This window comes from Brevundimonas albigilva (assembly GCF_023503965.1).
Classification (GTDB): domain Bacteria; phylum Pseudomonadota; class Alphaproteobacteria; order Caulobacterales; family Caulobacteraceae; genus Brevundimonas; species Brevundimonas albigilva.
Genome location: NZ_CP097298.1, coordinates 2,019,022 through 2,041,804, shown reverse-complemented (window position 1 = coordinate 2,041,804; position 22,783 = coordinate 2,019,022). Strand labels below are relative to the sequence as shown.

Here is a 22,783-nt window from a genome sequence, read left to right as displayed (position 1 = left end):
AAGAAATCAGAACAGGGGCGCGGCGCCGATCACGCCGCTCAACGAACCGGGCGCGCCGTCCAGCCGCCCGTCCTCGGCCTGCACATAGCCCGCCAGCGTGAACAGCTTCAAGCCGCCGGACGCCGCCAGCGGTTCGGCCGCCAGGCCGACATCGGACAGGGCCTGGACGATCCGGCCGTCGCTCCAGCCGCTGTCGGTGACCCAGAAGCTGCGGTCGTCGCCGGTCGGGCCGGGCGCCTGGCCCGACACCATCAGCGCCCGGGGGCGACCCTGGCGGTCGTCCGGCAGGGCGGCGACGATCCTCAAATCCGGGCGGGCCAGCAGCCGGCCCCACCAGGGTCGGTCGTGGGTCAGGTCGATCAGGGCGCGGCCCCCGTCCTCCACCGCCTTCAGCGCCGCCTCCGTCACCGCCAAGGGCCGGGCCGTCAGGCCGTAGCGGTCGGCCGCCAGGGCCTGGGCCAGGCCGCCGCAGACGACCAGGGGCCGCCCGGTCGCCGCGTCGATCCGGCCCGCCATCGCCTTCAGCACCGCGTCCGTGCTCCCCGAACCCGTCAGCAGCGGACGCAGCGCCAGGGCCGCCGCATCGGGCGAAGGCCAGGGGCCGGCCGCCAGGCGCGCCCGCGCCGCCTCGACCAGGGCGCGCTCCAGCCCGGCGCGCTGGGCGTCGATCCGGGGTTCCGGCAGCATCAGAACAGCTTGGGCGCGGGGGCGATCGGGAACGGCCCCAGCCAGGCGCGCCCGTCGCGGAACACCAGTGTCAGGGGCAGGTCGTCCGGCGACCCGGCCGAGGCCGCGCCCGTGGTCGCCGCCGCCCCGGCGGCGCCGGCCTGGTCGACCGGGCCGGCCTGCGATCCGGCCAGGCCGGCGATGGCCGGCCCCGGACGCCGCGCCTGGAAGTCCACCGATCCGACCAGGCGGCCGTCCGCGTCGGCGCGCAGCAGGTCGCTGCTCAGCGTCGCCTCGCTGTCGCCGGCCTTCAGTTCCCCGCGCACGTTGCGGAAGGTCCCGCCCGAGCGGGTCCAGGCGGCGAACACGCCCGCCGGGTCGCCGCCCGACAGGGTCGAGGCCCTGCCGATCACCGCCTCGATCTCGACCGTCAGCTGACCTTGCTGGGCGAAGCCCTCGACCGCGCCGTCGGGCCGGCCCCGCGCGTCCAGCAGCCGGGCCATCACGTCCAGGTCGTCGGTCGTCGCCTGGTCGCCGACGACGTGGGGCCGGGCGTAGAATTCGAACCGCGCCGCGCGCGCGACCGGGAATGGCTCGCTGTCCGGATGGGCGGTGAAGACGGGGTTGACCAGTTCCAGCGCCAGGTCGGGCCAGCGGTGATCCAGGCCGCTGACGCTCATCCGAACGGCGTCGCCCCTGACCGCGACCTTGCCCTTTCCAGCCCGGTCCAGGGTCAGCCCGTCCGGCGCGACCAGGACCCATTTGGTCGGCTGATAGGCGTTGGCCTCCGCGACCAGCTCCGGCAGGGCGACGGCGTGGCCGGACGGCGCGGCGAGGCTGACATGGCGGGCGGCGACGCGCGCCCGGAAGGGCCAGCCGGTGACCGAGGCGTCGGCGTAGCGGACGTCCCACCCCTGCCGGCGCAGGCGTTCGGCCTGCTGCTCCAGCCGTCCTTCGACCTGATGGGCCAGGATGAACCACCAGACGGTCCAGGCGGCCAGCAGGCCCAGCACGATCACGAAGGGCGCATACAGGCCCCAGCGGCTGTGGCGCGGAGCGGAGGAACGGTCGGTCATGCGAGGTCCATAGCAGATCGGAAGACGAGCGGCAGCGCGCCTTCAACGCCGGACAGGCAGGATCGTCCCCGCGCTTTTCGCGCGTGGGTGGAGGGCCGGGCGGAGCGCCGGGCCTTCGCCCGGAGGTCTGTGATGTGTGTAGCGTTTCGACGAAGGTTGACGCTCCGCGCGAAGGATTGGCCTGCAAGCTCGGGGCGCCGAGTGGTGGCGGTCTTATCGCCTAACCCCATAAGCCTGCGGCGGGCCGGCGGGGTCTGCGAAACCCCGTCCGGGTGAGGCCGAGTATCCCCCTCGACCCTCCGCCTCGCGCGTCCGGTGCGCCGGCCGGCGAGGCGGCGCGGGCCGTTCCAGACCCGCCCCCGCTTCCTCCGCTCCCGCCGCCGCAAGGTCGCAGGCCTTACGAGCCCTCCGGTGCGACGGGACGAGGAAAGCATGGCACGGTTTTCAGTTCAGGCGGGCTGGAGAGCGCGAGAATCCGGCAAGCGGTTGGAATCGTTGCGGTCGAGGCAGCGTCATTTGGAGAGTTGGCGGGTTCCGACCTCGCATTCCCGCCGTCCTCCACACCCGTCATCCTCGGGCTTGACCCGGGGATCCAGACTCCCGGTTTCGCCGCAGCGCGCCCAATCGTTGGACACCGGGAGTCTGGATCCTCGCCACGAGGGCGAGGATGACGAAAAGGGGCGGTTCTCCGTTCTGGTTCCGCCTTCTCTCCCATGATTGGGAGGGCGAACGCTCCCTCAATCGCCCAGGAAGTCGCGCACCTGCTCGACCGCGTCGGCCAGGCCCAGGCGCTGGACCTCGGTTCCGGGGGGCAGGCTGGCGAACAGGCGGGTGGGGGCGGCGGCGTCCAGCATCAGGAAGACGCCCTTGTCGTCGGCCCGGCGGATCAGGCGGCCGAAGGCCTGGGCCATGCGGGCGCGGGCGATGGCGTCGTCGTAGCCTTTCCCGCCCAGCCGTTCGCGCCGCGCCTTGTGCAGCAGGTCGGGGCGCGGCCAGGGCACCCGGTCGAAGGCCAGGACGCGCAGTGATCGGCCGGGCACGTCCACACCGTCCCGAACGGCGTCGGTGCCCAGGAGGCAGGCGTTCTCCTCCACCCGGAACATGTCGACCAGGGCGCCGACCTCCAGCGGATCGACGTGCTGGGCGTAGAGGGGCAGGCCGGCCCGCGCCAGGTCCGGCCCCAGCCGCTCATAGACCGCCTTCAGCCGGCGGATGGCGGTGAACAGTCCCAGGCCCCCGCCGCCGGCGGCCAGGAACAGTTCGCGCATCGCCGCCGCGGTCTGGCGGGGGTCGTCCTTCATCAGGTCGTTGACGACGATGACCCGGCTGTTGGCGGCGTAGTCGAAGGGGCTGTCGACCTTGAGGGTGCGCGGCGGCTCGATCAGCCGGGCCGAGCCGGTGCGCAGGCGGGCCAGGTCGAACGGGTCGTCCTGCAACGGATCGGACAGGGTGGCGGAGGTCACCAGAACCCCGTGGGCCGGCACGATGACGGCGGCCTCCAGCGGCACGGTCGGGTCGATCCAGTGGCGACGCAGGGCCACGTCGTGGATGCGGCCGAAGGCGGTCTCGGCCGACAGCCAGTCGACGAAGTCGGGATCGGGTTCGGCGCCCGCCTCCTCCAGCGCCGCCAGCATGGAGCGCCAGCCCGGCAGGGTCATGCGCGCGCGCCGATCCAGGCCGCGAAGGGCGCCCTCGATGCGTGACCGTTGCGAGCCGTCCAGCTCGGCCGCCTCGTCGTCCAGAATGTCCTCCAGCGTGCGCGCCAGGGTCAGCAGCGGGGCTTCGATGGCGGCCAGGGCGCGGGCGGCGGCGCGAGCGGCCTCGGCGACCGGCTCGGTCACGGGCTTGAGCGCGCATTCCATGCCGAACTCGGCGCCGCCATAGGGCGTGTCGGCGGTGCGGGCGCGCAGCTGGTCCAGGGCGGCGGCCAGGAAGGCCTCGATCGGGCCGATGGGATTGACCTCGCCCGAGGCGGGGGCGATGCGGCCCGACACCCCTTCGCCCGGCAGGGCGGCGGCGGCGCGCATGGCGTCCTGAAGCGCCTTGGCCGCGGCCTCGTTGCCGCCGGTCAGGTCGCCGAGACGCTGCTCCAGGCCGCGCCCGCGGCGGCCGCGCCCTTCCGGCCCGCGGATCCAGCGGCGCAGCTCGGCCGCCTCCTGGCCCGAGAGGCAGGCGGAAAAGGCGCTGTCGGCGGCGTCGAACAGGTGGTGGCCCTCGTCGAAGACGATCGCTTCAGCGCCGCCGTCTCGCCGTCCTGCTTCTGGCCGCGCGCCGAGCGGGCGCCGTCGAAGGCGGCCTGGGTCAGGACCAGGGCGTGGTTGGCGATGACCAGGTCGGCCTTGCGGCTGGCGCGGATGGTCTTTTCCACGAAACAGGCGCGGTAGTGGGGGCAGGCGGCGTGGACGCACTCTCCCCGTCGATCGACCAGATTGGCCGGCCCCGCCTGCTGGGACGGCGCGACCGCGAACAGACTGGGCAGCCAGCCGGGAAAGTCGCCGCCGGTCATGTCGCCGTCGCGGCTGTGGATCGCCCAGCGGCCGGCCAGCGCCAGGCCGATCAGGTCGCCGTTGCCCAGCTGGGCCGCCTGGACCATGTCCTGCAGGTTGAGGACGCACAGATAGTTCTCGCGCCCCTTGCGGATCACGGCCTTCTTCCTGCGCTCGGCGGGGTCGGGCCAGACGGCGCCGCTCTCGCGGTCGATCTGGCGCTGCAGGGCGCGGGTGTAGGTCGAGACCCAGGCCGCGCCCTGGTTCCGCTCGGCCCACAGCGAAGCCGGCGCCAGATAGCCCAGGGTCTTGCCCGTGCCGGTGCCGGCCTCGGCCAGCAGGACGCGGGGCCGGCCCTCCTCGTTCCGCGGCGAAAAGGCGAAGGCGGCCTCGGCGGCGTAGTCGGACTGGGTGGGGCGGGTCTCGTCCAGGCCCGAGGCCTGGAGCAGCTTGTCCAGACGGATGCGGGCGGATTCGGAATCGACGGGCGCGGACCCCGCCTCGCCGCGCGGGGCCTCGTCCTCCCATTCGGTCAGGCGCGACCAGACGTCCAGGCCGGCGCCGCGATGCTGCCTCTGACGCACGCCGCCCCGCTCCAGCGCCCGCACCGCCGCCGCGCCCCAGGCCCAGCCGGCGCGCTCCAGCGTCAGGGCCAGGGCGTAGGCCTCTTCCCGCCCCGGATAGGCGGGGGCGGCCAGCTCCTTCAGCAGCAGGGTCGCCGCCTCGTGCAGCCGTTCGGCCTGCGCCTCGACCGACTTCGGCTCGGCCAGGCCCAGCCCCAGCGCCAGGCCGGTCGGCGACGGCGCGCAGAAGCGGGCCGGGCGGACGAAGGCGAACAGCTCCAGCACGTCCATGACGTCCGGCGAGCGCGCCGGCGGCTGCAGGCCCAGGCGGCGCGCGGTCAGGCTGGCGTGGGCGACCAGGACGCGGCCGCCGGTGAACAGTCCCTCGGCGGCCCCCGCCCGATCCGCCGCGCGCCTGCCTCGTCGCACACGGCCCCGGCGCCCGGCGGCACGGCCAAGGCGGGCGGCAGGTCGGTCCACGGGCCGACAGCGGCGTCGGCGGCGCTGTGGACGGACGGGGCGATGACGGATTCGTCGGACACGGCCGATAGATAGCGCCGGGCGGGATGAAACGGAACGGGAACATCTGGTTCGGGCGAACGAAATGCAGTAGGCTGGGCGCCATGAACAAGATCGTCTCCAACGACGAATGGTTGACCGCCCTGGCCGCCAAGGTCGACGAGGAGGGGCCGCAAGCCGTCCCTGTCGAAGGGCGGGGACGCTACATGCTTCTGTCAGAAGCCGAGTTTCGTCGGCTGTCCGAGCGCAAGCCAACATTCAAAGAGTGGCTGCTGACGGGTCCGCGTCTCGATGATGTCGAGATCGAACGCGACCGACGGCCGGCTCGAGATTTCTCTTTTTGAGGTTTCTGCTCGATACGAACGCGATCAGTGAAACGCTGAGGTCGCGGCCGAACGCGGGGTTCATGGAGTGGTTCGCATCGGTGGGCTCGCCGGAGGAAGACTTCGACGATCGGCTGAACGTCAGCGTCCTCACCGTCGGCGAGATGCGGCGGGGCGCATTGCGCCTGGGATCGGACCCGCGCGGCGCGCTGCTCCAGGCGAGGATCGACGGGATCGTGGCCGAGTATGGCGACCGGTTGGTGGCCGTCGACCTCGCTGTCGTCGAGCGATGGGCTCCGCTCGCGGAGGCCTATCGTTCAGCGGGCGTGAACGTCGGCCTCACCGATGAGCTCTTGGCCGCTACGGCCCTTGTCCATGATCTGACCATCGTCACGCGCAACGTCCGCCATTTCGAACACAGCGGTTGCCGGCTGCTGGCGCCGTGGAGCGGATGACGGAGCTTCCGCCGCTGTTCGCCGACTGGTTCGCCTCGCGCGGCTGGGCGCCCCGGCGGCATCAGCTGGAGATGGTGCAGGCGGCGCGGGACGGGGCGCACGCCCTGCTGGTGGCGCCGACCGGCGGGGGCAAGACGCTGGCGGGGTTTCTGCCCAGCCTGATCGACCTGGCCGAGCGCGGGCCGAAGCCGGAGACAGGGCCGGGGTCGGGGGTGCACACCCTGTATCTGTCGCCGCTGAAGGCGCTGACGGTGGATGTGGAGCGCAACCTGACGGCGCCGATCCGCGAGATCGGGCTGAACATCCATGTCGAGAGCCGCACGGGCGACACCAAACAGTCCAAGCGCCAGCGACAGCGCGACTTCCCGCCCGACATCCTGCTGACCACGCCGGAACAGCTGGCGCTGTTCTGCGCCTGGGAGGGCGCGCGGTCCTATTTCGCGGACCTGAAGTGCGTGATCCTGGACGAGGTCCACGCCATCTGGAGCGGCAAGCGCGGCGACCTGCTGTCGCTGGGCCTGGGGCGGCTGCAGGCCTATGCGCCGCAGATGCGGCGGGTGGGGTTGAGCGCGACGATCGAGGATCCGGATTTGATCCGGGCGTGGCTGAGCCCGGGACGTCCTTCCCCCTTGCGGGGAAGGTGGGCCGCGAAGCGGCTCGGATGGGGGGGCTGTCGGGAATTCCGTCGTCAATGGGTTCGTTGTCCCTGTCCGACAGCGGCGTCTACACCCCCATCCGTCTCGCTTCGCGAGCCACCTTCCCCCGCAAGGGGGAAGGAAGGCGAGCGCGTGCGCCTGGTGAAGGGCGATCCCGGCGCGGCGGCCGAGATCGACGTGCTGATTTCGGAGGGCAAGGTGCCGTGGGCGGGGCATACCGGCCAGCACGCCGTGCCCGAGGTCTATGCGGCGCTGCAGCGGGCCAAGCTGTCGCTGATCTTCGTCAACACGCGCTGGCAGGCCGAGTTCGTGTTCCAGCAACTGTGGGCGATCAACGACGACGACCTGCCCATCGCCCTGCATCACGGGTCGCTGGCCGCCGAGCAGCGGCGCAAGGTCGAGGCGGCGATGGCGCGCGGCGACCTGCGCGCGGTGGTCTGCACCTCGACCCTGGACCTGGGCATCGACTGGGGCGACGTGGACCTGGTCATCCAGATGGCGGCGCCGAAGGGGTCGAGCCGGCTGGTCCAGCGGATCGGCCGGGCCAACCACCGGCTGGACGAGCCCAGCCGCGCCCTGCTGGTGCCCGCAAGCCGGTTCGAGATGCTGGAATGCCAGGCCGCGCGCGAGGCGGTGGCCGCCAACGCCTTCGACTGGGAGCCGGTGCATATCGGCACCCTGGACACCCTGGCCCAGCACGTCATGGGCGTGGCCTGCGCCGAGCCGTTCGACATGGTCGAGCTGTACGAACAGATCGTCGGCTGCGGCCCCTATCGCGACCTGACCTGGGAGCAGTTCGAGGAGGTGGTCGATTTCGTCGCCACCGGGGGCTACGCCCTTCGCACCTACGACCGTTTCGCACGGATCGTCCGTACACAGAATGGGCGCTGGAAGGTGCGCAACCAGCACATCGCCCAGCGGCACCGGATGAACGTGGGCGCCATCGTCTCGGCCGGGACGCTGAACGTGCGGGTGGCCTCGCGCCGGGGCGGCGGCGGGACGCGGGCCTGGATCGCCGGCCGCAAGGTGGGCGAGGCCGAGGAATGGTATTTCGAACAGTTGACGCCCGGCGACACCTTCCTGTTCGCCGGCCAGGTCTGGGCCTTCCAGGGCATCACCGGAACCGACGCCCTGGTCACCCACGCCAGCGACAAGGAGCCCAAGATCCCGTCGTGGGGCGGATCGAAGTTCCCGCTGTCGACCTCGCTGGCGGACCGGGTGCGCGACATGGTGCAGGACCGCGATCACTGGCGCGTCCTGCCGCCCGACGTGCAGGAATGGCTGGAGCTTCAGGAGGCGCGCTCGGTCATCCCCGATGCGGAATCGATGCTGGTGGAGACCTTTCCGCGCGGCAGCCGGCACTTCCTGGTCGCCTATCCGTTCGAGGGGCGGCTGGCGCACACGACTCTGTGCATGCTGCTGACCCGGCGGCTGGACCGCCTGGGCGTCGGGCCGCTGGGGTTCGTGGTCACCGACTATGCGCTGGCGATCTGGTCGATCAAGCCGATGGGGGACATCGACCTGGACGCCCTGTTCCAGCCCGACATGCTGGGCGACGACCTGGAGGCGTGGCTGGACGAAAGCTTCATGATGAAGCGGTCCTTCCGCAATTGCGCCCTGATCTCGGGCTTGATCGAGCGACGCCAGCCGGGCGCCGAGAAGACGGGGCGGCAGGTGACCTTTTCCACCGACTTGATCTACGACGTGCTGCGCCGCCATCAGCCCGACCATCTGCTGCTCAAGACCGCCCGCGCCGACGCCGCCTCGGGCCTGCTGGACGTGGCGCGCCTGGGCCAGATGCTGGCGCGGATCGAGGGGCGCATCCGCCATCAGCCGCTGAGCCGACCGTCTCCTTTCTGCGTGCCGGTGCTGGTGCAGATCGGGCGCGAGCGGGTGGGCGGCGACGCCGCCGAGATGATCCTGGACGAGAGCGCCGAAGCCCTGATCGCCGAGGTGATGGAGCCGTCCGCATGAACGCCGCCCTGCGCCAGAGCCTGGCCCGCAAGGTCTGCGGATCGCTGAGCGTGCTGGTCGCGGGCGAGGCCTGCGTGCTGCGCTGTTCCGGCGCGCTGTGGCTGCCGGCGCACGGGGCGCTGGTGGCGGCCGACCTGCACCTGGAGAAGGGCTCGGCCTTCGCCATGCGCGGCCAGATGCTGCCGCCCTACGACAGCCGCGCGACCCTGGACCGGCTGGAGGCCGAGATCGCGGCGCTGGACCCGGCGACCGTGATCCTGCTGGGGGACAGTTTTCACGACACGCGGGCCATTCCCCGCATGGCGGCCGACGACCGCGCGCGGCTGGACCGATTGGCCGAGGGCCGCGACTGGCTGTGGCTGGAAGGCAATCACGACCGCGAGGCGCTGGCGCGAGACGCCGATGCGGCGGGCCGCCTGCCGGGCCGGATCGTCGGGGACCTTTCGCTGGGCGGGCTGCGCCTGGTCCACGAACCCGAGGCCCTCAGCGCCGACGACGACCGCCGTGGCGAGGTGGCGGGTCACCTGCACCCCTGCGCGCGGGTGGCCGCCTATGGCCGGGGGTGCGACGCGCCTGTTTCGTCACCGACGGGTCGCGGCTGATCCTGCCGGCCTTCGGCGCCTTCACGGGCGGGCTGAACGTGCGCGATCCCGCCATCGCCGGCCTGTTCGCCGCCCCGCCGATGGCCGCCGCCCTGGGCCGGGATCGGGTCCACGCGCTGGAGTGGAGCCGGCTGGATTAGCGCGCCGCGGGGATGCGCGGACGATGCGGCTGGTCTATCAGGCCCGCCTACCCAGGAGATCGCCCGTGGCCGACACCAAGCTGAACGTGAAGATGAGCGCCGACCGCGCCAAGGTCGAAATGGAGTTCCAGATTCAGGGCAAGGCCGTCAGCCGCATGGCGCTGAGCCCGGCCGCGCTGGACGACCTGATCGCCAACCTGGGCGCCCTGCGCGCGCAGATGACCCAGCCGATCCCCGCCTCGATCGAACCGGGCGCCAAGGTCGAGACCGTGGTCAATCCGTCCTGGCGCACGGACATCCAGGCCCAGGGTCCGCTGCTGGCCATCCGTCATCCCGGCTTCGGCTGGCAGGGCTTCCTGATCCACCCCGAGCAGGGCCGGACGCTGGGCCAGGGCCTGATCGACATCGCCGAGCGGGTCGAAACGTCGAAGACGGCTCAGTAGGTCTGCCGACGGATCAGGCGACGGCGGGCGTCGTGCCGCTGGATCGCCTTTCCGATCGTCGCCGAGACCAGCAGGATCATCATCAGCCAGCCGATGCTGTTCAGCAGCAGACCGTTGCTCCGCATCAGGATGGTGGAATCCAGCCACGTCGAAAGGTGCAGCAGCAGCGCGCAGCCCTGCAGCGCCGTCATGACGATCAGCCACCGGTCCGGCCAGCGCCACACCGCCGCGGCGTAGGCCGACAGCACGAGGCCGGCCTTGATCTGAACCGCCCACCAGCGCATCGACGGATCGAACTGGCTCATCACCACGATGTCGACGAAGGTTTCGGCCGCGACGATCAGGCCGCAGGCCCTCTCGGGCCCGCGGCCGATCAGCAGCGCCAGACCGATGGTCAGCGCCGTCGCCATGTAGCTAAGGATCTGGTGAAGGTCGTCGAAGGCGCTGATCATCGCCGCCCGCGATACACCATGTCCTCCAGGCCCGCCGCCTCAAAAACCTCAGGCGCGGAGACGCACGACCGTGTCCGCCGACTCGGCGGTGGGGCGGGTCGGGACGTCCTGCTTTTCGTTGGCCCCGCCCTCGGCGACCGTGACGCCCAGCTTGCGCTGCACGGCCGACAGGCTCTTGTGGGCCGAGATGAGCGAGGCGCGGGCGCCCGTCATGTCGTTCAGCGCGGCGCAGACCGAGGCCACCGCCGGCTGGGCCCAGGCCCCGTTCAGCCCGGCCTGGCCCTGGAGCGCCGGCAGTTCGGTCAGAAGCTGCGAGGCCCGCGCCATCGCCGCGTCCATCGCCCGCTCGGCCTCGTTGATGATGTCGGCCACGCGCGCGGCCGCGATGTCTCTGTCGGACATGGTGGTTCTCCCCGCCCCCGGCGGTTTCAAGTCTGGTTCCAGGATCGTCGGTTCAGGGACGCGCCTGAAGCGTCTCGACCAGTTTCTGCAGGGCCACGGCGCCGCCGAGCGCGGCGGGGACGGCGACGGCCAGGGCCAGCGCGATCCCCAGGGCGATCAGCAGGCGAAGGCCCGGCCGGTTCGCGAGCCCTAGCTGTTCAACGGCTTCCGGGGCAGGTCCGCCAGGCAGGCGGCCGAGCACAGGATCTCGAACATCAGCATCGGCCCGTTCAGGAAAGGCGCCTGCTGCTGCAGGGCCGAAACCAGAAAAGGCACCATGCGTCGATGCTCGCGGCCCGACGCCACCAGTTCCAGCGCTTCCTGGAAATCCCGGAAGCTCATCGACGGCAGCGTCTCGTCCAGCGTGGTCTCGCGTCTGATCTGTATCGAGCTGTTCATTCGCATCCCTTGAGTGACGGGACAGGAATGACGCCGGGTCGTCCTCGGCGGCCATTGGAGACGGCGCCCTGGGGATTTTCCCCCATGGGATCCAGGCCTTCTTCCAGCAGCAGGCGCACCGCATCGACGCGCGAGCTGACGCCCAGCTTGCGGCAGGCGCTGGCCACCTGGGCGTCGACGGTCTTGGGCGTCTTGCCCGTCAGGCGCGCGATGGTCTTGCTGCGGTGATGGGCCGCCACATAGGCCATGACCTCGCGCTCGCGCTCGGTCAGAAGGCGCGACAGCGGACGATCCGGCGGAAGCGGTGACGGCATGGGCCAAGGTTAGCGGTCAGGTTGCATCGCGTCCATGCCGCGTTACGGCCGTCCTCAACGGAAAGGATGGTTCACTTCGTGGCTGTACTGGGCCGCGCCGGAGGGCGGCACGACCTCCCTGGCGCGGTCCCGGATGTCGGCCCACCGCGCCTCGATGCGGTCGGCGGCGTCCGGGGCGTCGCCGACATAGATGCCTTGGGTCATGGTGACGTGCGCCTGTTCGAAGGCGCCGGCGCCGGCCAGCAGGATGGTGCGGTGGGGGCGTTCTCGCTGGCCAGGGCCACGACGCCGGGGCTGACCAGATCGGTCGACAGGCCGCGCAGGTCCTCTTCCGAATAGAGCCCCTCGGTCATCTGGGTCGCGGCGCTGGGCGCCAGGCAGTTGACGTGGATGCCGGACTTTTCACCCTCAAGCGCCAGGGTCTGCATCAGCCCCACCAGGGCCATCTTGGCCGCGCCGTAGTTCGACTGGCCGAAGTTGCCGTACAGGCCCGACGACGAGGTGGTGAAGATCACCCGGCCGTAGCCCTTTTCGCGCATGTGCGGCCAGGCCGCCTTGGTCAGGTTGACCGACCCCATCAGGTGCACGTCCAGCACCAGGGCGAAGTCGTCGAGGTCCATCTTGGCGAAGGTCCTGTCGCGCAGGATGCCGGCGTTGTTGACCAGGATGTCGACGCCGCCCCAGCGCTGGACCACGCCCTCCACCATGGCGAAGACGCCTTCGCGATCGGTGACGCTGCAGGTCCAGGGGATGGCTTCGCCGCCCGCGGCGCGGATTTCCTCGGCGACGGCCTCGCAGGCGGCGGACGCCAGGTCGTTGACCACGACCCTGGCCCCGTATCGCGCCAGCGCCAGCGCGTGGCTTCGGCCCAGGCCGCCGCCGGCGCCCGTGACGATGGCCACCCGGCCCGCGAGAGTGATGCTCATGCTCGTTTCCCCGTTTCGGTCATTGCCGACGCGCCCGTCTGCGGGCGGGCGCACTTTGATGATCCTGGTCGAAAGGTCAACATTCACTCGCCGGCTAGTGAATGTTGACGACGCGCGAAATCGGTGCGACGGTCGGATGAGGCGCCGACAGAGCGCCCGAGGAAACATCGTGGGAGGAAGACCATGGGGCGCAAGCTCTGGCTGACGACATCCGCCGCCGTCCTGCTGTGGGCGGGCGCCGCGCAGGCGCAGGACGCCGCGCCGCAACAGACCGAAGATCAGGAGGCGACCGTCGTGGGCGAGGTGCTGGTCACCGCCGAACGCCGCACGACCAACCTTCAGGAAACCGCCGTCGCCGCCACCGTGCTGTCGGGCGAGAGCCTGCAGGACCGCGGGGTCTTCTCGCTGGAGCAGCTGCAGTTCGCAGCCCCGTCCACGACCGTCCAGAACTACGGCCAGGGCAACTTCTTCAACGTGCGCGGCATCGGTAAGTCCGAGGCCACCACCGCCATCGGCGTGGGCGTGACCACCTATCGCGACGGCGTTCCGGTCTTCCCGGGCTATTTCCAGACCGAGCCCTATTACGACATCGGCAGCGTGGAACTGCTGCGCGGTCCGCAGGGGACGTTCGCCGGCACCAACGCCACGGGCGGCGCGGTCTTCATCACCTCGCGCAATCCCGACTTCACCGGGGTGAACGGCTATGTGATGGGCCAGGTCGGCAACTACGACAATCTGAAGCTCCAGGGCGCGGTCAACGTGCCGATCACCGACACCCTCGCCGCGCGCTTCGCCGTCAACAGCGAGAAGCGCAGCAGCTTTCACGACATCACCGGCCCCTACAGCGGCAGCCCCGGCGACGTGGACATGAACAGCGTCCGCGCCAGCGTCCTGTGGACGCCGACGACGGCCCTGCGGGTGCTGCTGAAGGCGGACTACAACAAGCTGGATTTCGGCGGCTATCCGGCCGACCCGGCCCTGTCGACCAACGATCCGTTCAAGATCACCGCCAACGGCCCGCACTCGGGCGTCGACGAGACGGCGCGGGTTTCGCTGAACGTCAGCTATGTGTTCGACAACGGGATCACGCTGCGCTCGATCACCGGATACCAGGACGGGATCAGCGAGTTCTCGACCGATCTGGACGGGACCAGCGCGCTGAACAACACCTTCTACGACCGCGTCGAGGAAGACGTCTGGTCGCAGGAGATCAACCTGGTCTCACCCGACAACCAGCGCCTGACCTGGCTGCTGGGCGCCTTCTGGCAGCAGGACGACGTCACCTTCCCGGTCACCACCTTCCCGGAGGGGGCCTATCACGTCGGCTTCCCCGAAGGGGTGCTGGACTACTACATCTTCGGCGAGACGCCGAAGGAGACCAAGGCCGTCTTCGGCCAGGTCAGCTACGACATCTCGGACCGGCTGCAGGTTCAGCTGGGCGCGCGGTGGTCGGAAAGCACCTCGCGCAACGAGAACGTCTATACGACCTATCCCGCGCTGGGCCTTCAGCTGCTCCAGAACGACGAGGTCACCGCCGAGAAGACCACCGGCAAGCTGAGCATCAACTACAAGATCGACGACGACAACTTCGTCTATGGCTTCGTGGCGAACGGCTTCAAGATGGGCGGGCTGAACGCGCCGAACTTCTATGTTCCGGCCAGCGCGTTCGGGCCCGAAGACGTGGTCGACTACGAGCTGGGCTGGAAGTCGACGATGTTCGACGGTCAGGTCCGCACCCAGCTGGGCGCCTATTACATGACCTATGAGGGCTTCCAGGTCATCGTCGGCGATCCGGCCGTCCCGCTGTTCAGCTCGATCGTCAACGTCGCGGACGAGACCGTCCTGATGGGGCTGGAGGCGTCGGCCCAGGTGCGCATGGACGCCTGGACCGTGGATGTCGGCGCCGCCGTGTCCAACTCCGAGCTGGGCGAATTCTACGCCGCCGATCCCCGCGTCGCGCGAAGCGGCGCGTGCGACGCCGAGACCGGGCCCGAGACCGCCAACTGCCTGAACCTGGACGGAAACACCCAGGGTTACGCGCCCGAGCTGACCTTCAACATCGGGGTTCAGTACGACTTCGCCCTGCCCAACGGCGCGACCCTGTCGCCGCGCATCGACTACGCCCACATCGGCGAGTCCTGGACCAGCATCTTCAACAACGAGGCCCTGGGCGACCGCCTGGAGGCCCGCAACCTGGTCAACCTGCTGCTCAGCTACAAGACCGGCGACTGGACGCTGGCGGCCTATGCGCTGAACGCGACGGATCAGACCTATATTGCCGCGATCAACTCGGGCCTGCGCTATGCGGGCGCCCCGCGACAGTTCGGCGTCAATCTGACGAAGACCTTCTGACCCTGGCGGGGCGGCGGTCGACCGGCCGCCGCCCCTTCGCTCGCCGGGCTTCCGGCTTTTGTAACCGTCTGGACGTTCGCTCAAGGATGATCGGTTCCTCCCCGGCTTCATGCAGGACTACGCCCTGACCGTGGACCGCTTCCTGGATCACGGCGCCAAATGGCACGGGACCGCGCAGGTGGTGACCGCCGGCGCCGAGACCGATCAGGCCATCGGCTATGCGGACCTGCGCCCGCGGGCCAATCGCCTGTCCGGCGCCCTGCTGGACTTCGGCCTGAAGCCGGGCGACCGCATCGCCACCCTGGCCTGGAACACCCAGCATCATGTCGAGGTCTGGTACGCCGCCATGGGCGTGGGCCTGGTCTGCCACACCCTGAACCCCCGGCTGACCGTCGCCCACCTGGCCGCCATGGTCGCCAAGGCGGACGACCGGGTGCTGGCCGTGGGCGCAGGCCTGCGCGACATGGCCGAGGCCCTGCTGGACGCCTGCCCCTCGCTGGAGCGGCTGATCCTCCTGGACGGAGAGACGCCCGAGGCCGGACGCCCCGAGGTCTCGGACCTGGAGGGCTTGCTGGCGACGCAGGGGCGCGCCGTCCCCTGGGGCCAGTTCGACGAGGGCGCCCTGGCCGGCCTGTGCTTCACCTCGGGCACCACCGGCGCGCCGAAGGGCGTGGCCTACACGCACCGATCCAACTACCTGCACACCCTGCGCGCGCTGCAGGCGGACTCCATCGCCCTGACGTCGCGCGACACCGTCCTGGTCGCCGTGCCGATGTTTCACGCCAACGCCTGGGGGCTGCCGTTCGCAGCGCCCGCCGTGGGGGCGCAACTGGTCCTGCCGGGTCGCGCGACGGACGGCGCCAGCCTGGCCCGGCTGATCGACCGCCATCGGGTCACCGTGGCCGTCGGCGTGCCCACCGTCTGGCTGGGCCTGCTGGATCACCTCGACGCGACGGGCGGCGAAACCCCCAGTCTCGAACGCGTCATCATCGGCGGCTCCAGTTGCCCGGAAAGCCTTCTCAGGCGGATGGAGACGCGCTTCGGCGCCACGGTCCAGACCAGCTGGGGGATGACGGAGCTGTCGCCGCTGGGCGCCATCTCGCCGCGAAGCGACGCGCCGGGCGCCGCAAGGGGCTCTGGCCGGCCGCCGATGGGGCTGGACCTGCTGCTCACCGACGCGGGCGGCGCCCCCTGCCCGACCAGCGCAACGCCGTCGGCCACCTGAAGGTGAAGGGGCAGAGCGTGGTGAAGACCTATTTCGGCGCCAGCAAGCCCGTCGTCGACGCCGACGGCTGGTTCGACACCGGCGACCTGGCCCTGCTGGACGACGCGGGCAACCTGACGCTGGCGGGCCGGTCCAAGGACCTGATCAAGTCCGGCGGCGAATGGATCAATCCGGTCGAGATCGAGGAGATCATCGGCGCCCTGCCCGCCGTCGGACTGGTGGCCGTGATCGGCCGCGCCGACCCGAAATGGGGAACGGCCGCTGATGGTGATCGAACCGGCCCGCGACCAGGCGGTCAGCGACGAAAGCCTTAAGGCGACGCTGAAGGGCCAGGTGGCCGACTGGTGGATCCCCGAGCGGATCGTGCGGGTCGAGGCCATGCCCCTGGCCGCCACCGGCAAGATCAACAAGGCGCTGCTTCGCGCCACTTACGGAGGCGCTTAGGATGGCCGCCGTCTCCATCATCGAGTCGGCGCCCCGTCTGCAGCAGGGGCCAGAACGCCCCGAGGCCCAGACCATGACCACGCCCGTCCGAAAGCCCCGCCGCAAGGCCGAACAGCGCGCCGAAACCCTGGAGCAGCTGCTCGACGCGGCCGAGGAGCTGTTCTCGCGCCACGGCTTCTACGGGGTGACGATCAAGGACATCGCCGATCAGGTGGGCGTCCACAAGTCGTTGATCCACTACTATTTCACCGACAAGCAGGAGGTGTTCGACAAGGTCATGGCGCGCCGCGCGCCGGTGACCAGCGGGCGCCGGATGGATGCGCTGGACGCCTATGAGGCGGCCGCCGGCGGCAGGCCGACCGTCGAAGGGGCGTTGCGCGCCTTCCTCGACACCGATCTCGACACCTATTCGACGGGCGGCGACGGCTGGCGGCACTTCGGCGCCCTCAGCGCCCAGATCAACAACACCCCCGCGTGGGGCGCCGAGGTGATGGATCGCCTCTACGATCCCGTCGTGCTGCGCCTGATCGGACTGCTGAAACAGGCCCTGCCGGATGCGCTGGAGGAGGACATCTTCTGGGGCTACCACTTCGTCACCGGCGCCCTGACCCTCAGCCTGGCGCGCACCGGCCGGATCGACCGCCTGTCGGGCGGCAAGTGCCGGTCCGACGACTTCGAGGCCATCAAGGCGCGGATGGCGTCGTTCATGGCGCACGGCTTCATCGGCGTCTGCCGCGACCGGGCCGAGGAACGGCGAAAGCAGGCGCGCGAATGACCGCCGGCGGCCTTCCGTTCGCATCGAGCCCCGAAGCCCTCGGCTTCGACTCCCGCCGGCTCGCCGACCTGGACGGCTATATGTCGGGCATGGTCGAGGCGGGCCTGGTGGCGGGGACCTCCACCCTGCTGATGCGCCACGGACAGGTCGCCGCCTTCACCACCTTCGGCCACGCGCGTCTGGGCGACGACGCGCCCCTGGCCCGCGACGCCCTGTTCCGCATCTATTCCATGACCAAGCCGGTGACCGGCGTGGCCATGATGATCCTGTTCGAACAGGGGCTCTGGCGCCTGGACGACCCGATCACCGACCACCTGCCCGAGTTCGCGGGCCAGAGGGTCTATGCCGGGCTCGGCGACGACGGCGCGATGCGGACGGTCGAGGCCGACCGTCCGCCGACCATGCGCGAGCTGATGAGCCACACCGCCGGCTTCGGCTACGGCCTGTTCGACATCCATCCGATTGAGCGCGCCTATCGCCAGGCCGGCGTGATGATGGCGCAGGGCCATCAGCAGCTTGTCGATCGGGCCGCGCGCATCCCCCTGATGTTCCAGCCCGGAACCGAGTGGTTCTATTCCATCGCCGCCGACCTGCAGGCGGTGGTGGTCGAACGCCTGACCGGCATGACCTTCGGCGACTTTCTGCGCGCCCGCATCTTCGCGCCGCTGGGCATGGTCGACACCGGCTTCCAGGTTCCGGCGGATCAGGTCCATCGCCTGGCCGAGATGTATTCCGATGACGGCGCGGGCGGGCTGAAGGTCACGACCACGGCCTTCGACATGCCGATCAACGACTACACCCGCCCGCCCCGGTTCGAGGGCGGCGGCGGCGGCCTGGTCTCCACGGCCGTCGACTACGCCCGCTTCTGCCAGATGGTGCTGAACAGGGGCGCGCTGGACGGGGTCCGCATCCTCAGGCCCGAGACGGTCGACCTGATGGCGACCAACGCCGTCCCGGAGGCCGTGCTCGACCGCTTCAACCCGCTGCGCCTTCTGCCCTTCAATCCGGCCCTGACCTTCGGTCTGGACTTCGCCATCACCGAGGACCCGAAGCGGCTGGGCCTGTCCGAAGGCAAGGGCACGCTCAGTTGGGGCGGCGGCGGGGGCACATGGTTCTGGATCGATCCCGAGAACGACGTGGTCTTCGTCGGCCTGATCCAGCGCATGGCGGATCCCGTCAGCAACGAATTCCGCGCCAAGGCCCGAACCTACACCTACGCCGCGCTGACCCATCCCGAAAAATAGACGGGCCGCCGGGCCCGCAGCCGAGGAAACGACATGAGTGCAACCCCGATCGAATCCGGAGGACCGTCCGCCGCCAAGCCCTCGGCGGGCGGACGCGCCTGGGTGGCCCTGGGCGTGCTGTGGTTCATCTATGTGCTGAACTTCCTGGACCGACAGCTGCTGTCGATCCTGGCCAAGCCGATCCAGGACGCGCTGCACATCACCGACGGCCAGCTGGGCCTGCTGGGCGGCCTGTATTTCGCGTTCTTCTACTGCTTCATCGCCATTCCCGTGGGATGGCTGGCCGACCGCACCAATCGCGTGGCCGTCGTGTCCATCGCCTGCGGCGTCTGGAGCGCGGCCACCATCGCCTGCGGCCTGTCGCGCAACTTCGGACAGCTGGCCGTGTCGCGCATGACCGTGGGCTTCGGCGAGGCGGGGGGCGTTCCGCCGTCCTACGCCATCATCACCGACTATTTCCCGCCCGGCCGCCGGGGCATGGCGCTGGGGATCTACAACCTGGGACCGCCGGTGGGCGCGGCGTTGGGCATCGCCTTCGGCGCCTCGGTGGCCGCCGCCTTCAGCTGGCGCGACGCCTTCATCGCCATCGGCGCCGTGGGCCTGGTCGTCGCCCTGGCCACGCCCTTCCTGGTCAAGGAGCCCCGCCGCGGGGGCCTGGACGCGTCCCCCGCCCGCGCCGCCTCCGCGGCGCCCGCCCGGGCCGGCTTCTGGGCCACGGTGAAGATGTTCTTCTCCACCCCTGCGCTGGTGCTGGCCGCGCTGGGCAGCGGCGTGACCCAGATCGTCACCTACGGCCTGGGCAATTTCGCCGTGCTGTTCCTGATGCGCGAGAAGGGCATGACCCTGAACGACGTGGCCCTGTGGTACGCGCTGGTCGTGGCCATCGGCATGGGCGGCGGCATCTTCGCCTCGGGCTGGCTGATCGACCGCTATACGCGCCGGTCCAAGACGGCCTACGCCCTGCTGCCGGCGATGTCGCTGGCCCTGGCCCTGCCGTTCTACATCGCCTTCGTCTGGGCCCCGTCGTGGCCGCTGGCGCTGGCGCTGATGCTGGCGCCGAACTTCCTGAACTACTTCTACCTGTCGTCCTCGGTGGCGCTGGTGCAGGAAGAGGTCAGGCCGAACCAGCGGGTCATGGCCGGCGCCCTGCTGCTGCTGGTGATGAACTTCATCGGCATGGGCGTGGGGCCGACCTATGTCGGGGCCGCCAGCGACTTCTTCCGCGCGACGCACCCGGACAACTCGCTGCAGATCGCGCTCTACACCCTGATCCCCGTCTATCTGGCCGCGATCGGCCTGTTCCTGTGGCTGGCCCGCGTGCTGGGCCGCAACACCCCCAAAGCGGAGACCGTTCGATGATCGCCAAACTCCTCGGCGTGGGCACAGCGCTGGCCTTGCTCGCCAGCGCGGCCGCGGCCGCCGCGGCCTCGCCGCCCGTCGTGACCGCCCCGGCCGGCGCCGTGCGGGGCGCGGCCGAGGGCGAGATCGCCAGCTTCAAGGGCATCCCCTACGCCGCGCCGCCCGTCGGAGAAAGGCGCTGGCGACCGCCCGCGCCCGCCGCCCATTGGGATGGCGTGCGCGATGCGACACGGTTCGGCGCCGCCTGCATCCAGCCCACGCCCCTCGTCCAGTCGATCTATTCCGCCGACCTGGGCCGGACCAGCGAGGACTGCCTGACCCTGAACGTCTGGACGCCGGACGTCGCCGGCAAGGCGCCGGTCATGGTCTGGATCCACGGCGGCGCGCTGGTGACCGGCTCCAGCAAGGAGACGCTCTACGACGGCGCCCGGCTGGCGCGCGAAGGCGTGGTGGTGGTGTCGATCAACTACCGCCTCGGCGTGCTGGGCTGGCTGTCCCATCCAGACCTCAGCGCCGAAAGTCCGGCGAACATTTCCGGCAACTACGGCCTGATGGACCAGGTCGCCGCGCTCGAATGGATCAAGCGCAACATCGCGAGCTTCGGCGGCGATCCGGACAATGTCGCCATCGCGGGCGAGTCCGCGGGCGGGCTCAGCGTCCTCTATCTGATGAGTTCGCCGCTGGCCCGGGGCCTGTTCGACCGGGCCATCGCCCAGAGCGCCTACATGATCTCCACGCCCGAGCTGAAGCAGGCGCGGCACGGCGCGCCGGCGGCCGAAGCGGCGGGCGCCGCCCTGGCCCGCGCGCTTCAGGCGCCCAGCCTGCGCGTGCTTCGCGGCATGGAGGCGCAGGACCTGACCGACCGCGCCGCCCTCGGCGGTTTCGCCACCTTCGGGGTCATCGACGGCGTGGTCCTGCCGCGCCAGATCGTCGAGGTGTTCGATCGCGGCGAACAGGCGCCGGTTCCCGTACTGGCCGGCTTCAACAGCGGCGAGATCCGGTCGCTTCGCATGCTGGCCCCGCCCGCGCCGGGCGACGCCGCCGGATACGAACGCTCGATCCGCGAGCGATACGGCGACCTGGCGGACGAATTCCTGCGTCTCTATCCGTCCTCGGACATGGACGAGAGCATCCTCGCCGCCAGCCGCGACGCCCTGTACGGCTGGACTTCCGAACGGCTCGTCCGATCCCAGACGGCCGCGGGGCGACCCTCGTACCTGTACCTCTTCGACCACGGCTATCCCGCCGCCGACACCGCCGGGCTGCACGCGTTTCACGCCAGCGAACTGCCCTATATGTTCGGCAATCTGCAGAGGACGCCGCCGCGCTGGCCGGCGATCCCGGACACCGCCGCAGAGGCCGGTCTGAGCGACGCCATGGTCGCCTACTGGGCCAGCTTCGTGCGCGACGGCCGGCCCCAGGCGGTCGGTTCGCCCGCATGGTCGCCCTATGGCGACGACCGCGCCTTCATGGCCTTCCGCGCCAGCCCCGTCCCCGGCGTGAACCTGTTCCCTGGCATGTTCCCGCTCCACGAGGCCGCGGTGCAGCGCCGCCGCGCGGCGGGAGACCAGCCGTGGAACTGGAACACCGGCCTGGCGTCCCCTCGTCTGTGACCAGACGCAAGGCTGTCTGAGCCGTCTCCGGCAACGGAAAAGAACCCTAGGGTTCGAGCTCGATGTCCCAGTAGAGGTAGTCGAGCCAGCTCTGGTGCAGGTAGTGGGGCGGGAAGCGGCGGCCGGCGTCCTGAAGCTGCCAGGCGTTGGGGCGATAGGGTTCGCGGCGGACCGGCATCATGGCCTGGCGCGGGGTGCGGCCGCCCTTGGTCAGGTTGCACGGCCCGCAGGCGGCGACGATGTTCTCCCAGGTCGTGCGCCCGCCCTGCGAGCGGGGAATGACGTGGTCGAAGGTCAGCTCGGTGGATTCGCCGCAGTACTGGCAGGCGAAGCCGTCGCGCAGGAAGACGTTGAAGCGGGTGAAGGCGGGACTGCGGTCCTGGTCGACGTAGCTTTTCAGCGCGATGACGCTGGGCAGCTGCATCTCCATCGACGGGGAGCGCACGACCTTGTCGTAGAGCGACACGACCTCGACGCGGTCCTGATAGACCGCCTTGACCGCCTCCTCCCACGGCCACAGCGACAGCGGATAATAGGACAGCGGCCGGAAATCGGCGTTGAGCACCAGGGCGGGCCAGCCCGAAGGCGGTCGATGGAGAACCTGCATCAGGCCCTCCCGTCCACGGCGGGGGTATCGAGGCGACAGGACTGAAGACGCGTCTCCTTCCCTAGTCTGGCGGGAAAAGCGTACGCCTGATTCGAAGACGCCGCCATGACGAAGACGCGAAGATTGCGCCTCAGGCGCGCGGCCCGGAGGGAAAGCCCGGCAGGGTCCAGCCCCACCGCAGCGCCGCCGCGCGAAGCGCGAAACCCACGGCCAGGGCGACCGCCGCGGCCGGCCAGCGATCGGTCTCCAGGCCGCGCAGGGCGACATAGACGGTGGCCGACAGGATGGCGGCCGAGACGGCGATCTCTCGCCGCAGCAGGATGGACGGCTGGCCGGCCAGCAGATCGCGGATCACGCCGCCGAAACAGGCCGTCAGCGTGCCCATGACGATGCAGATCAGGGGCGAGGCGCCGGCCGCCATCGCCTTAGCCGCGCCCATCACGCCATAGGCCGCCAGACCCACGGCGTCGAGCCACAGCAGGGCCCGGAAGCGCCAGTCGCGCCAGCCCAGCAGCCAGATGCCGACCGCCGCGGCCAGGCAGACCGCGATGTAGCGCCAGTCCTGGACCCAGAACACCGGCAGGCCCAGCAACAGGTCGCGCAGGGTGCCGCCGCCGACCCCGGTGATGGCGGCGAAGAAGGCGAAGGTCACCAGGTCGTGCTTCTCGCGCGCGGCGGCCAGGGCGCCGGTGGCGGCGAACACGGCCACCCGGCGAAATCCAGGGCGGT

At 70.5% G+C, this 22,783-nt stretch carries 23 protein-coding genes and 2 pseudogenes; 14 read left to right on the top strand and 11 right to left on the bottom strand.

What is annotated here, in order from left to right:
* Nucleotides 1-6: 6 nt before the first annotated feature.
* The 3 genes and pseudogenes from MU852_RS10915 to MU852_RS10905 form a co-directional block, all read right to left on the bottom strand.
* Nucleotides 7-687 carry a hypothetical protein gene (locus MU852_RS10915; protein WP_249749606.1) on the bottom strand — a complete coding sequence of 227 codons (681 nt, stop codon included), beginning with the start codon at nt 685-687 and terminating at the stop codon, nt 7-9.
* Nucleotides 687-1,742 carry a DUF2125 domain-containing protein gene (locus MU852_RS10910; RefSeq protein ID WP_249749605.1) on the bottom strand — a complete coding sequence of 352 codons (1,056 nt, stop codon included), beginning with the start codon at nt 1,740-1,742 and terminating at the stop codon, nt 687-689. The genes MU852_RS10915 and MU852_RS10910 overlap by 1 nt, the downstream gene beginning before the upstream one ends.
* Nucleotides 1,743-2,479: 737 nt before the next feature.
* Nucleotides 2,480-5,222, bottom strand: a pseudogene (locus MU852_RS10905) (ATP-dependent DNA helicase).
* A 192-nt stretch (nt 5,223-5,414) separates the two neighbouring features.
* On the opposite strand from MU852_RS10905, the gene MU852_RS10900 reads away from it, so the two are divergent.
* From MU852_RS10900 to MU852_RS10880, 5 genes and pseudogenes are all read left to right on the top strand, one after another.
* Nucleotides 5,415-5,654, top strand: coding sequence for a hypothetical protein (locus MU852_RS10900; RefSeq protein ID WP_249749604.1), 240 nt, complete (start codon nt 5,415-5,417; stop codon nt 5,652-5,654).
* Nucleotides 5,651-6,088 carry a type II toxin-antitoxin system VapC family toxin gene (locus MU852_RS10895; RefSeq protein WP_283843592.1) on the top strand — a complete coding sequence of 146 codons (438 nt, stop codon included), beginning with the start codon at nt 5,651-5,653 and terminating at the stop codon, nt 6,086-6,088. The genes MU852_RS10900 and MU852_RS10895 overlap by 4 nt, the downstream gene beginning before the upstream one ends.
* The gene (locus MU852_RS10890) at nt 6,085-8,718 is read left to right on the top strand and encodes a ligase-associated DNA damage response DEXH box helicase (RefSeq protein ID WP_249749602.1); all 2,634 of its coding nucleotides are present in this window, start codon (nt 6,085-6,087) and stop codon (nt 8,716-8,718) included. Before MU852_RS10895 ends, MU852_RS10890 begins: the two co-directional genes overlap by 4 nt.
* Nucleotides 8,715-9,460: pseudogene (gene pdeM, locus MU852_RS10885) on the top strand (ligase-associated DNA damage response endonuclease PdeM). Before MU852_RS10890 ends, pdeM begins: the two are co-directional and overlap by 4 nt.
* Before the next feature lie 65 nt (nt 9,461-9,525).
* Nucleotides 9,526-9,903, top strand: coding sequence for a hypothetical protein (locus MU852_RS10880; RefSeq protein ID WP_249749601.1), 378 nt, complete (start codon nt 9,526-9,528; stop codon nt 9,901-9,903).
* Here the strand turns inward: MU852_RS10880 and MU852_RS10875 are convergent.
* On the bottom strand, nt 9,897-10,355 hold the full coding sequence (locus tag MU852_RS10875; protein WP_249749600.1) for a hypothetical protein: 459 nt from the start codon (nt 10,353-10,355) through the stop codon (nt 9,897-9,899). The two genes, MU852_RS10880 and MU852_RS10875, sit on opposite strands and share 7 nt — an antisense overlap.
* Nucleotides 10,356-10,403: 48 nt before the next feature.
* Nucleotides 10,404-10,757, bottom strand: coding sequence for a hypothetical protein (locus tag MU852_RS10870; protein WP_249749599.1), 354 nt, complete (start codon nt 10,755-10,757; stop codon nt 10,404-10,406).
* On the opposite strand from MU852_RS10870, the gene MU852_RS10865 reads away from it, so the two are divergent.
* Nucleotides 10,756-10,950, top strand: a complete 195-nt coding sequence (locus tag MU852_RS10865) for a hypothetical protein (RefSeq protein ID WP_249749598.1) — start codon at nt 10,756-10,758, stop codon at nt 10,948-10,950. The genes MU852_RS10870 and MU852_RS10865 overlap by 2 nt on opposite strands.
* Here the strand turns inward: MU852_RS10865 and MU852_RS10860 are convergent.
* The 4 genes from MU852_RS10860 to MU852_RS10850 are packed head-to-tail and all read right to left on the bottom strand — an operon-like array spanning nt 10,947 to nt 12,435.
* A complete protein-coding gene (locus MU852_RS10860) occupies nt 10,947-11,195 on the bottom strand; it encodes a hypothetical protein (RefSeq protein ID WP_249749597.1) in 249 nt (82 codons plus the stop codon). The genes MU852_RS10865 and MU852_RS10860 overlap by 4 nt on opposite strands.
* Nucleotides 11,192-11,509 carry a response regulator transcription factor gene (locus tag MU852_RS10855; protein WP_249749596.1) on the bottom strand — a complete coding sequence of 106 codons (318 nt, stop codon included), beginning with the start codon at nt 11,507-11,509 and terminating at the stop codon, nt 11,192-11,194. The genes MU852_RS10860 and MU852_RS10855 overlap by 4 nt, the downstream gene beginning before the upstream one ends.
* Before the next feature lie 54 nt (nt 11,510-11,563).
* Nucleotides 11,564-11,713, bottom strand: coding sequence for a hypothetical protein (locus tag MU852_RS17915; protein WP_347342294.1), 150 nt, complete (start codon nt 11,711-11,713; stop codon nt 11,564-11,566).
* On the bottom strand, nt 11,710-12,435 hold the full coding sequence (locus MU852_RS10850; protein ID WP_347342293.1) for an SDR family NAD(P)-dependent oxidoreductase: 726 nt from the start codon (nt 12,433-12,435) through the stop codon (nt 11,710-11,712). Before MU852_RS10850 ends, MU852_RS17915 begins: the two co-directional genes overlap by 4 nt.
* Before the next feature lie 183 nt (nt 12,436-12,618).
* On the opposite strand from MU852_RS10850, the gene MU852_RS10845 reads away from it, so the two are divergent.
* From MU852_RS10845 to MU852_RS10810, 8 genes are all read left to right on the top strand, one after another.
* Nucleotides 12,619-14,787: a TonB-dependent receptor gene (locus MU852_RS10845; protein WP_249749595.1), complete on the top strand. Its 2,169-nt coding sequence runs from the start codon at nt 12,619-12,621 to the stop codon at nt 14,785-14,787.
* A 109-nt stretch (nt 14,788-14,896) separates the two neighbouring features.
* Nucleotides 14,897-16,012: an AMP-binding protein gene (locus tag MU852_RS10840; protein WP_249749594.1), complete on the top strand. Its 1,116-nt coding sequence runs from the start codon at nt 14,897-14,899 to the stop codon at nt 16,010-16,012.
* Nucleotides 16,013-16,029: 17 nt separating this feature from the next.
* The gene (locus tag MU852_RS10835) at nt 16,030-16,326 is read left to right on the top strand and encodes an AMP-binding protein (RefSeq protein WP_249749593.1); all 297 of its coding nucleotides are present in this window, start codon (nt 16,030-16,032) and stop codon (nt 16,324-16,326) included.
* Nucleotides 16,277-16,456 (top strand): hypothetical protein, encoded by a 180-nt coding sequence (locus MU852_RS10830; protein ID WP_249749592.1) that lies wholly within the window; start codon nt 16,277-16,279, stop codon nt 16,454-16,456. The genes MU852_RS10835 and MU852_RS10830 overlap by 50 nt, the downstream gene beginning before the upstream one ends.
* A gap of 73 nt (nt 16,457-16,529) precedes the next feature.
* Nucleotides 16,530-17,231, top strand: a complete 702-nt coding sequence (locus MU852_RS10825; protein WP_249751926.1) for a TetR/AcrR family transcriptional regulator — start codon at nt 16,530-16,532, stop codon at nt 17,229-17,231.
* Nucleotides 17,228-18,475 carry a serine hydrolase domain-containing protein gene (locus tag MU852_RS10820; RefSeq protein ID WP_249749591.1) on the top strand — a complete coding sequence of 416 codons (1,248 nt, stop codon included), beginning with the start codon at nt 17,228-17,230 and terminating at the stop codon, nt 18,473-18,475. The genes MU852_RS10825 and MU852_RS10820 overlap by 4 nt, the downstream gene beginning before the upstream one ends.
* 33 nt (nt 18,476-18,508) lie before the next feature.
* Nucleotides 18,509-19,834, top strand: a complete 1,326-nt coding sequence (locus MU852_RS10815; RefSeq protein WP_249749590.1) for a spinster family MFS transporter — start codon at nt 18,509-18,511, stop codon at nt 19,832-19,834.
* On the top strand, nt 19,831-21,447 hold the full coding sequence (locus MU852_RS10810) for a carboxylesterase/lipase family protein (protein ID WP_249749589.1): 1,617 nt from the start codon (nt 19,831-19,833) through the stop codon (nt 21,445-21,447). Before MU852_RS10815 ends, MU852_RS10810 begins: the two co-directional genes overlap by 4 nt.
* 46 nt (nt 21,448-21,493) lie before the next feature.
* Here the strand turns inward: MU852_RS10810 and MU852_RS10805 are convergent, their stop codons facing one another.
* Complete coding sequence (locus MU852_RS10805; protein ID WP_249749588.1) at nt 21,494-22,054, bottom strand: HNH endonuclease; 561 nt, start codon at nt 22,052-22,054, stop codon at nt 21,494-21,496.
* A gap of 130 nt (nt 22,055-22,184) precedes the next feature.
* The gene (locus tag MU852_RS10800; protein WP_249749587.1) at nt 22,185-22,763 is read right to left on the bottom strand and encodes a trimeric intracellular cation channel family protein; all 579 of its coding nucleotides are present in this window, start codon (nt 22,761-22,763) and stop codon (nt 22,185-22,187) included.
* Between the last annotated feature and the right edge of the window lie 20 nt (nt 22,764-22,783).

What these genes read in the sequence shown, in the direction of transcription:
- MU852_RS10840 (WP_249749594.1), top strand. Translation starts at nt 14,897, where the DNA reads ATGCAGGACTACGCCCTGACCGTGGACCGCTTCCTGGATCACGGCGCC.
- MU852_RS17915 (WP_347342294.1), bottom strand. Translation starts at nt 11,713, where the DNA reads ATGACCCAAGGCATCTATGTCGGCGACGCCCCGGACGCCGCCGACCGC.
- MU852_RS10865 (WP_249749598.1), top strand. Translation starts at nt 10,756, where the DNA reads ATGGTGGTTCTCCCCGCCCCCGGCGGTTTCAAGTCTGGTTCCAGGATC.
- MU852_RS10825 (WP_249751926.1), top strand. Translation starts at nt 16,530, where the DNA reads ATGACCACGCCCGTCCGAAAGCCCCGCCGCAAGGCCGAACAGCGCGCC.
- MU852_RS10915 (WP_249749606.1), bottom strand. Translation starts at nt 687, where the DNA reads ATGCTGCCGGAACCCCGGATCGACGCCCAGCGCGCCGGGCTGGAGCGC.
- MU852_RS10810 (WP_249749589.1), top strand. Translation starts at nt 19,831, where the DNA reads ATGATCGCCAAACTCCTCGGCGTGGGCACAGCGCTGGCCTTGCTCGCC.
- MU852_RS10850 (WP_347342293.1), bottom strand. Translation starts at nt 12,435, where the DNA reads ATGAGCATCACTCTCGCGGGCCGGGTGGCCATCGTCACGGGCGCCGGC.
- MU852_RS10870 (WP_249749599.1), bottom strand. Translation starts at nt 10,757, where the DNA reads ATGTCCGACAGAGACATCGCGGCCGCGCGCGTGGCCGACATCATCAAC.
- MU852_RS10855 (WP_249749596.1), bottom strand. Translation starts at nt 11,509, where the DNA reads ATGCCGTCACCGCTTCCGCCGGATCGTCCGCTGTCGCGCCTTCTGACC.
- MU852_RS10845 (WP_249749595.1), top strand. Translation starts at nt 12,619, where the DNA reads ATGGGGCGCAAGCTCTGGCTGACGACATCCGCCGCCGTCCTGCTGTGG.
- MU852_RS10910 (WP_249749605.1), bottom strand. Translation starts at nt 1,742, where the DNA reads ATGACCGACCGTTCCTCCGCTCCGCGCCACAGCCGCTGGGGCCTGTAT.
- MU852_RS10900 (WP_249749604.1), top strand. Translation starts at nt 5,415, where the DNA reads ATGAACAAGATCGTCTCCAACGACGAATGGTTGACCGCCCTGGCCGCC.
- MU852_RS10890 (WP_249749602.1), top strand. Translation starts at nt 6,085, where the DNA reads ATGACGGAGCTTCCGCCGCTGTTCGCCGACTGGTTCGCCTCGCGCGGC.
- MU852_RS10875 (WP_249749600.1), bottom strand. Translation starts at nt 10,355, where the DNA reads ATGATCAGCGCCTTCGACGACCTTCACCAGATCCTTAGCTACATGGCG.
- MU852_RS10805 (WP_249749588.1), bottom strand. Translation starts at nt 22,054, where the DNA reads ATGCAGGTTCTCCATCGACCGCCTTCGGGCTGGCCCGCCCTGGTGCTC.
- MU852_RS10820 (WP_249749591.1), top strand. Translation starts at nt 17,228, where the DNA reads ATGACCGCCGGCGGCCTTCCGTTCGCATCGAGCCCCGAAGCCCTCGGC.
- MU852_RS10830 (WP_249749592.1), top strand. Translation starts at nt 16,277, where the DNA reads ATGGTGATCGAACCGGCCCGCGACCAGGCGGTCAGCGACGAAAGCCTT.
- MU852_RS10860 (WP_249749597.1), bottom strand. Translation starts at nt 11,195, where the DNA reads ATGAACAGCTCGATACAGATCAGACGCGAGACCACGCTGGACGAGACG.
- MU852_RS10815 (WP_249749590.1), top strand. Translation starts at nt 18,509, where the DNA reads ATGAGTGCAACCCCGATCGAATCCGGAGGACCGTCCGCCGCCAAGCCC.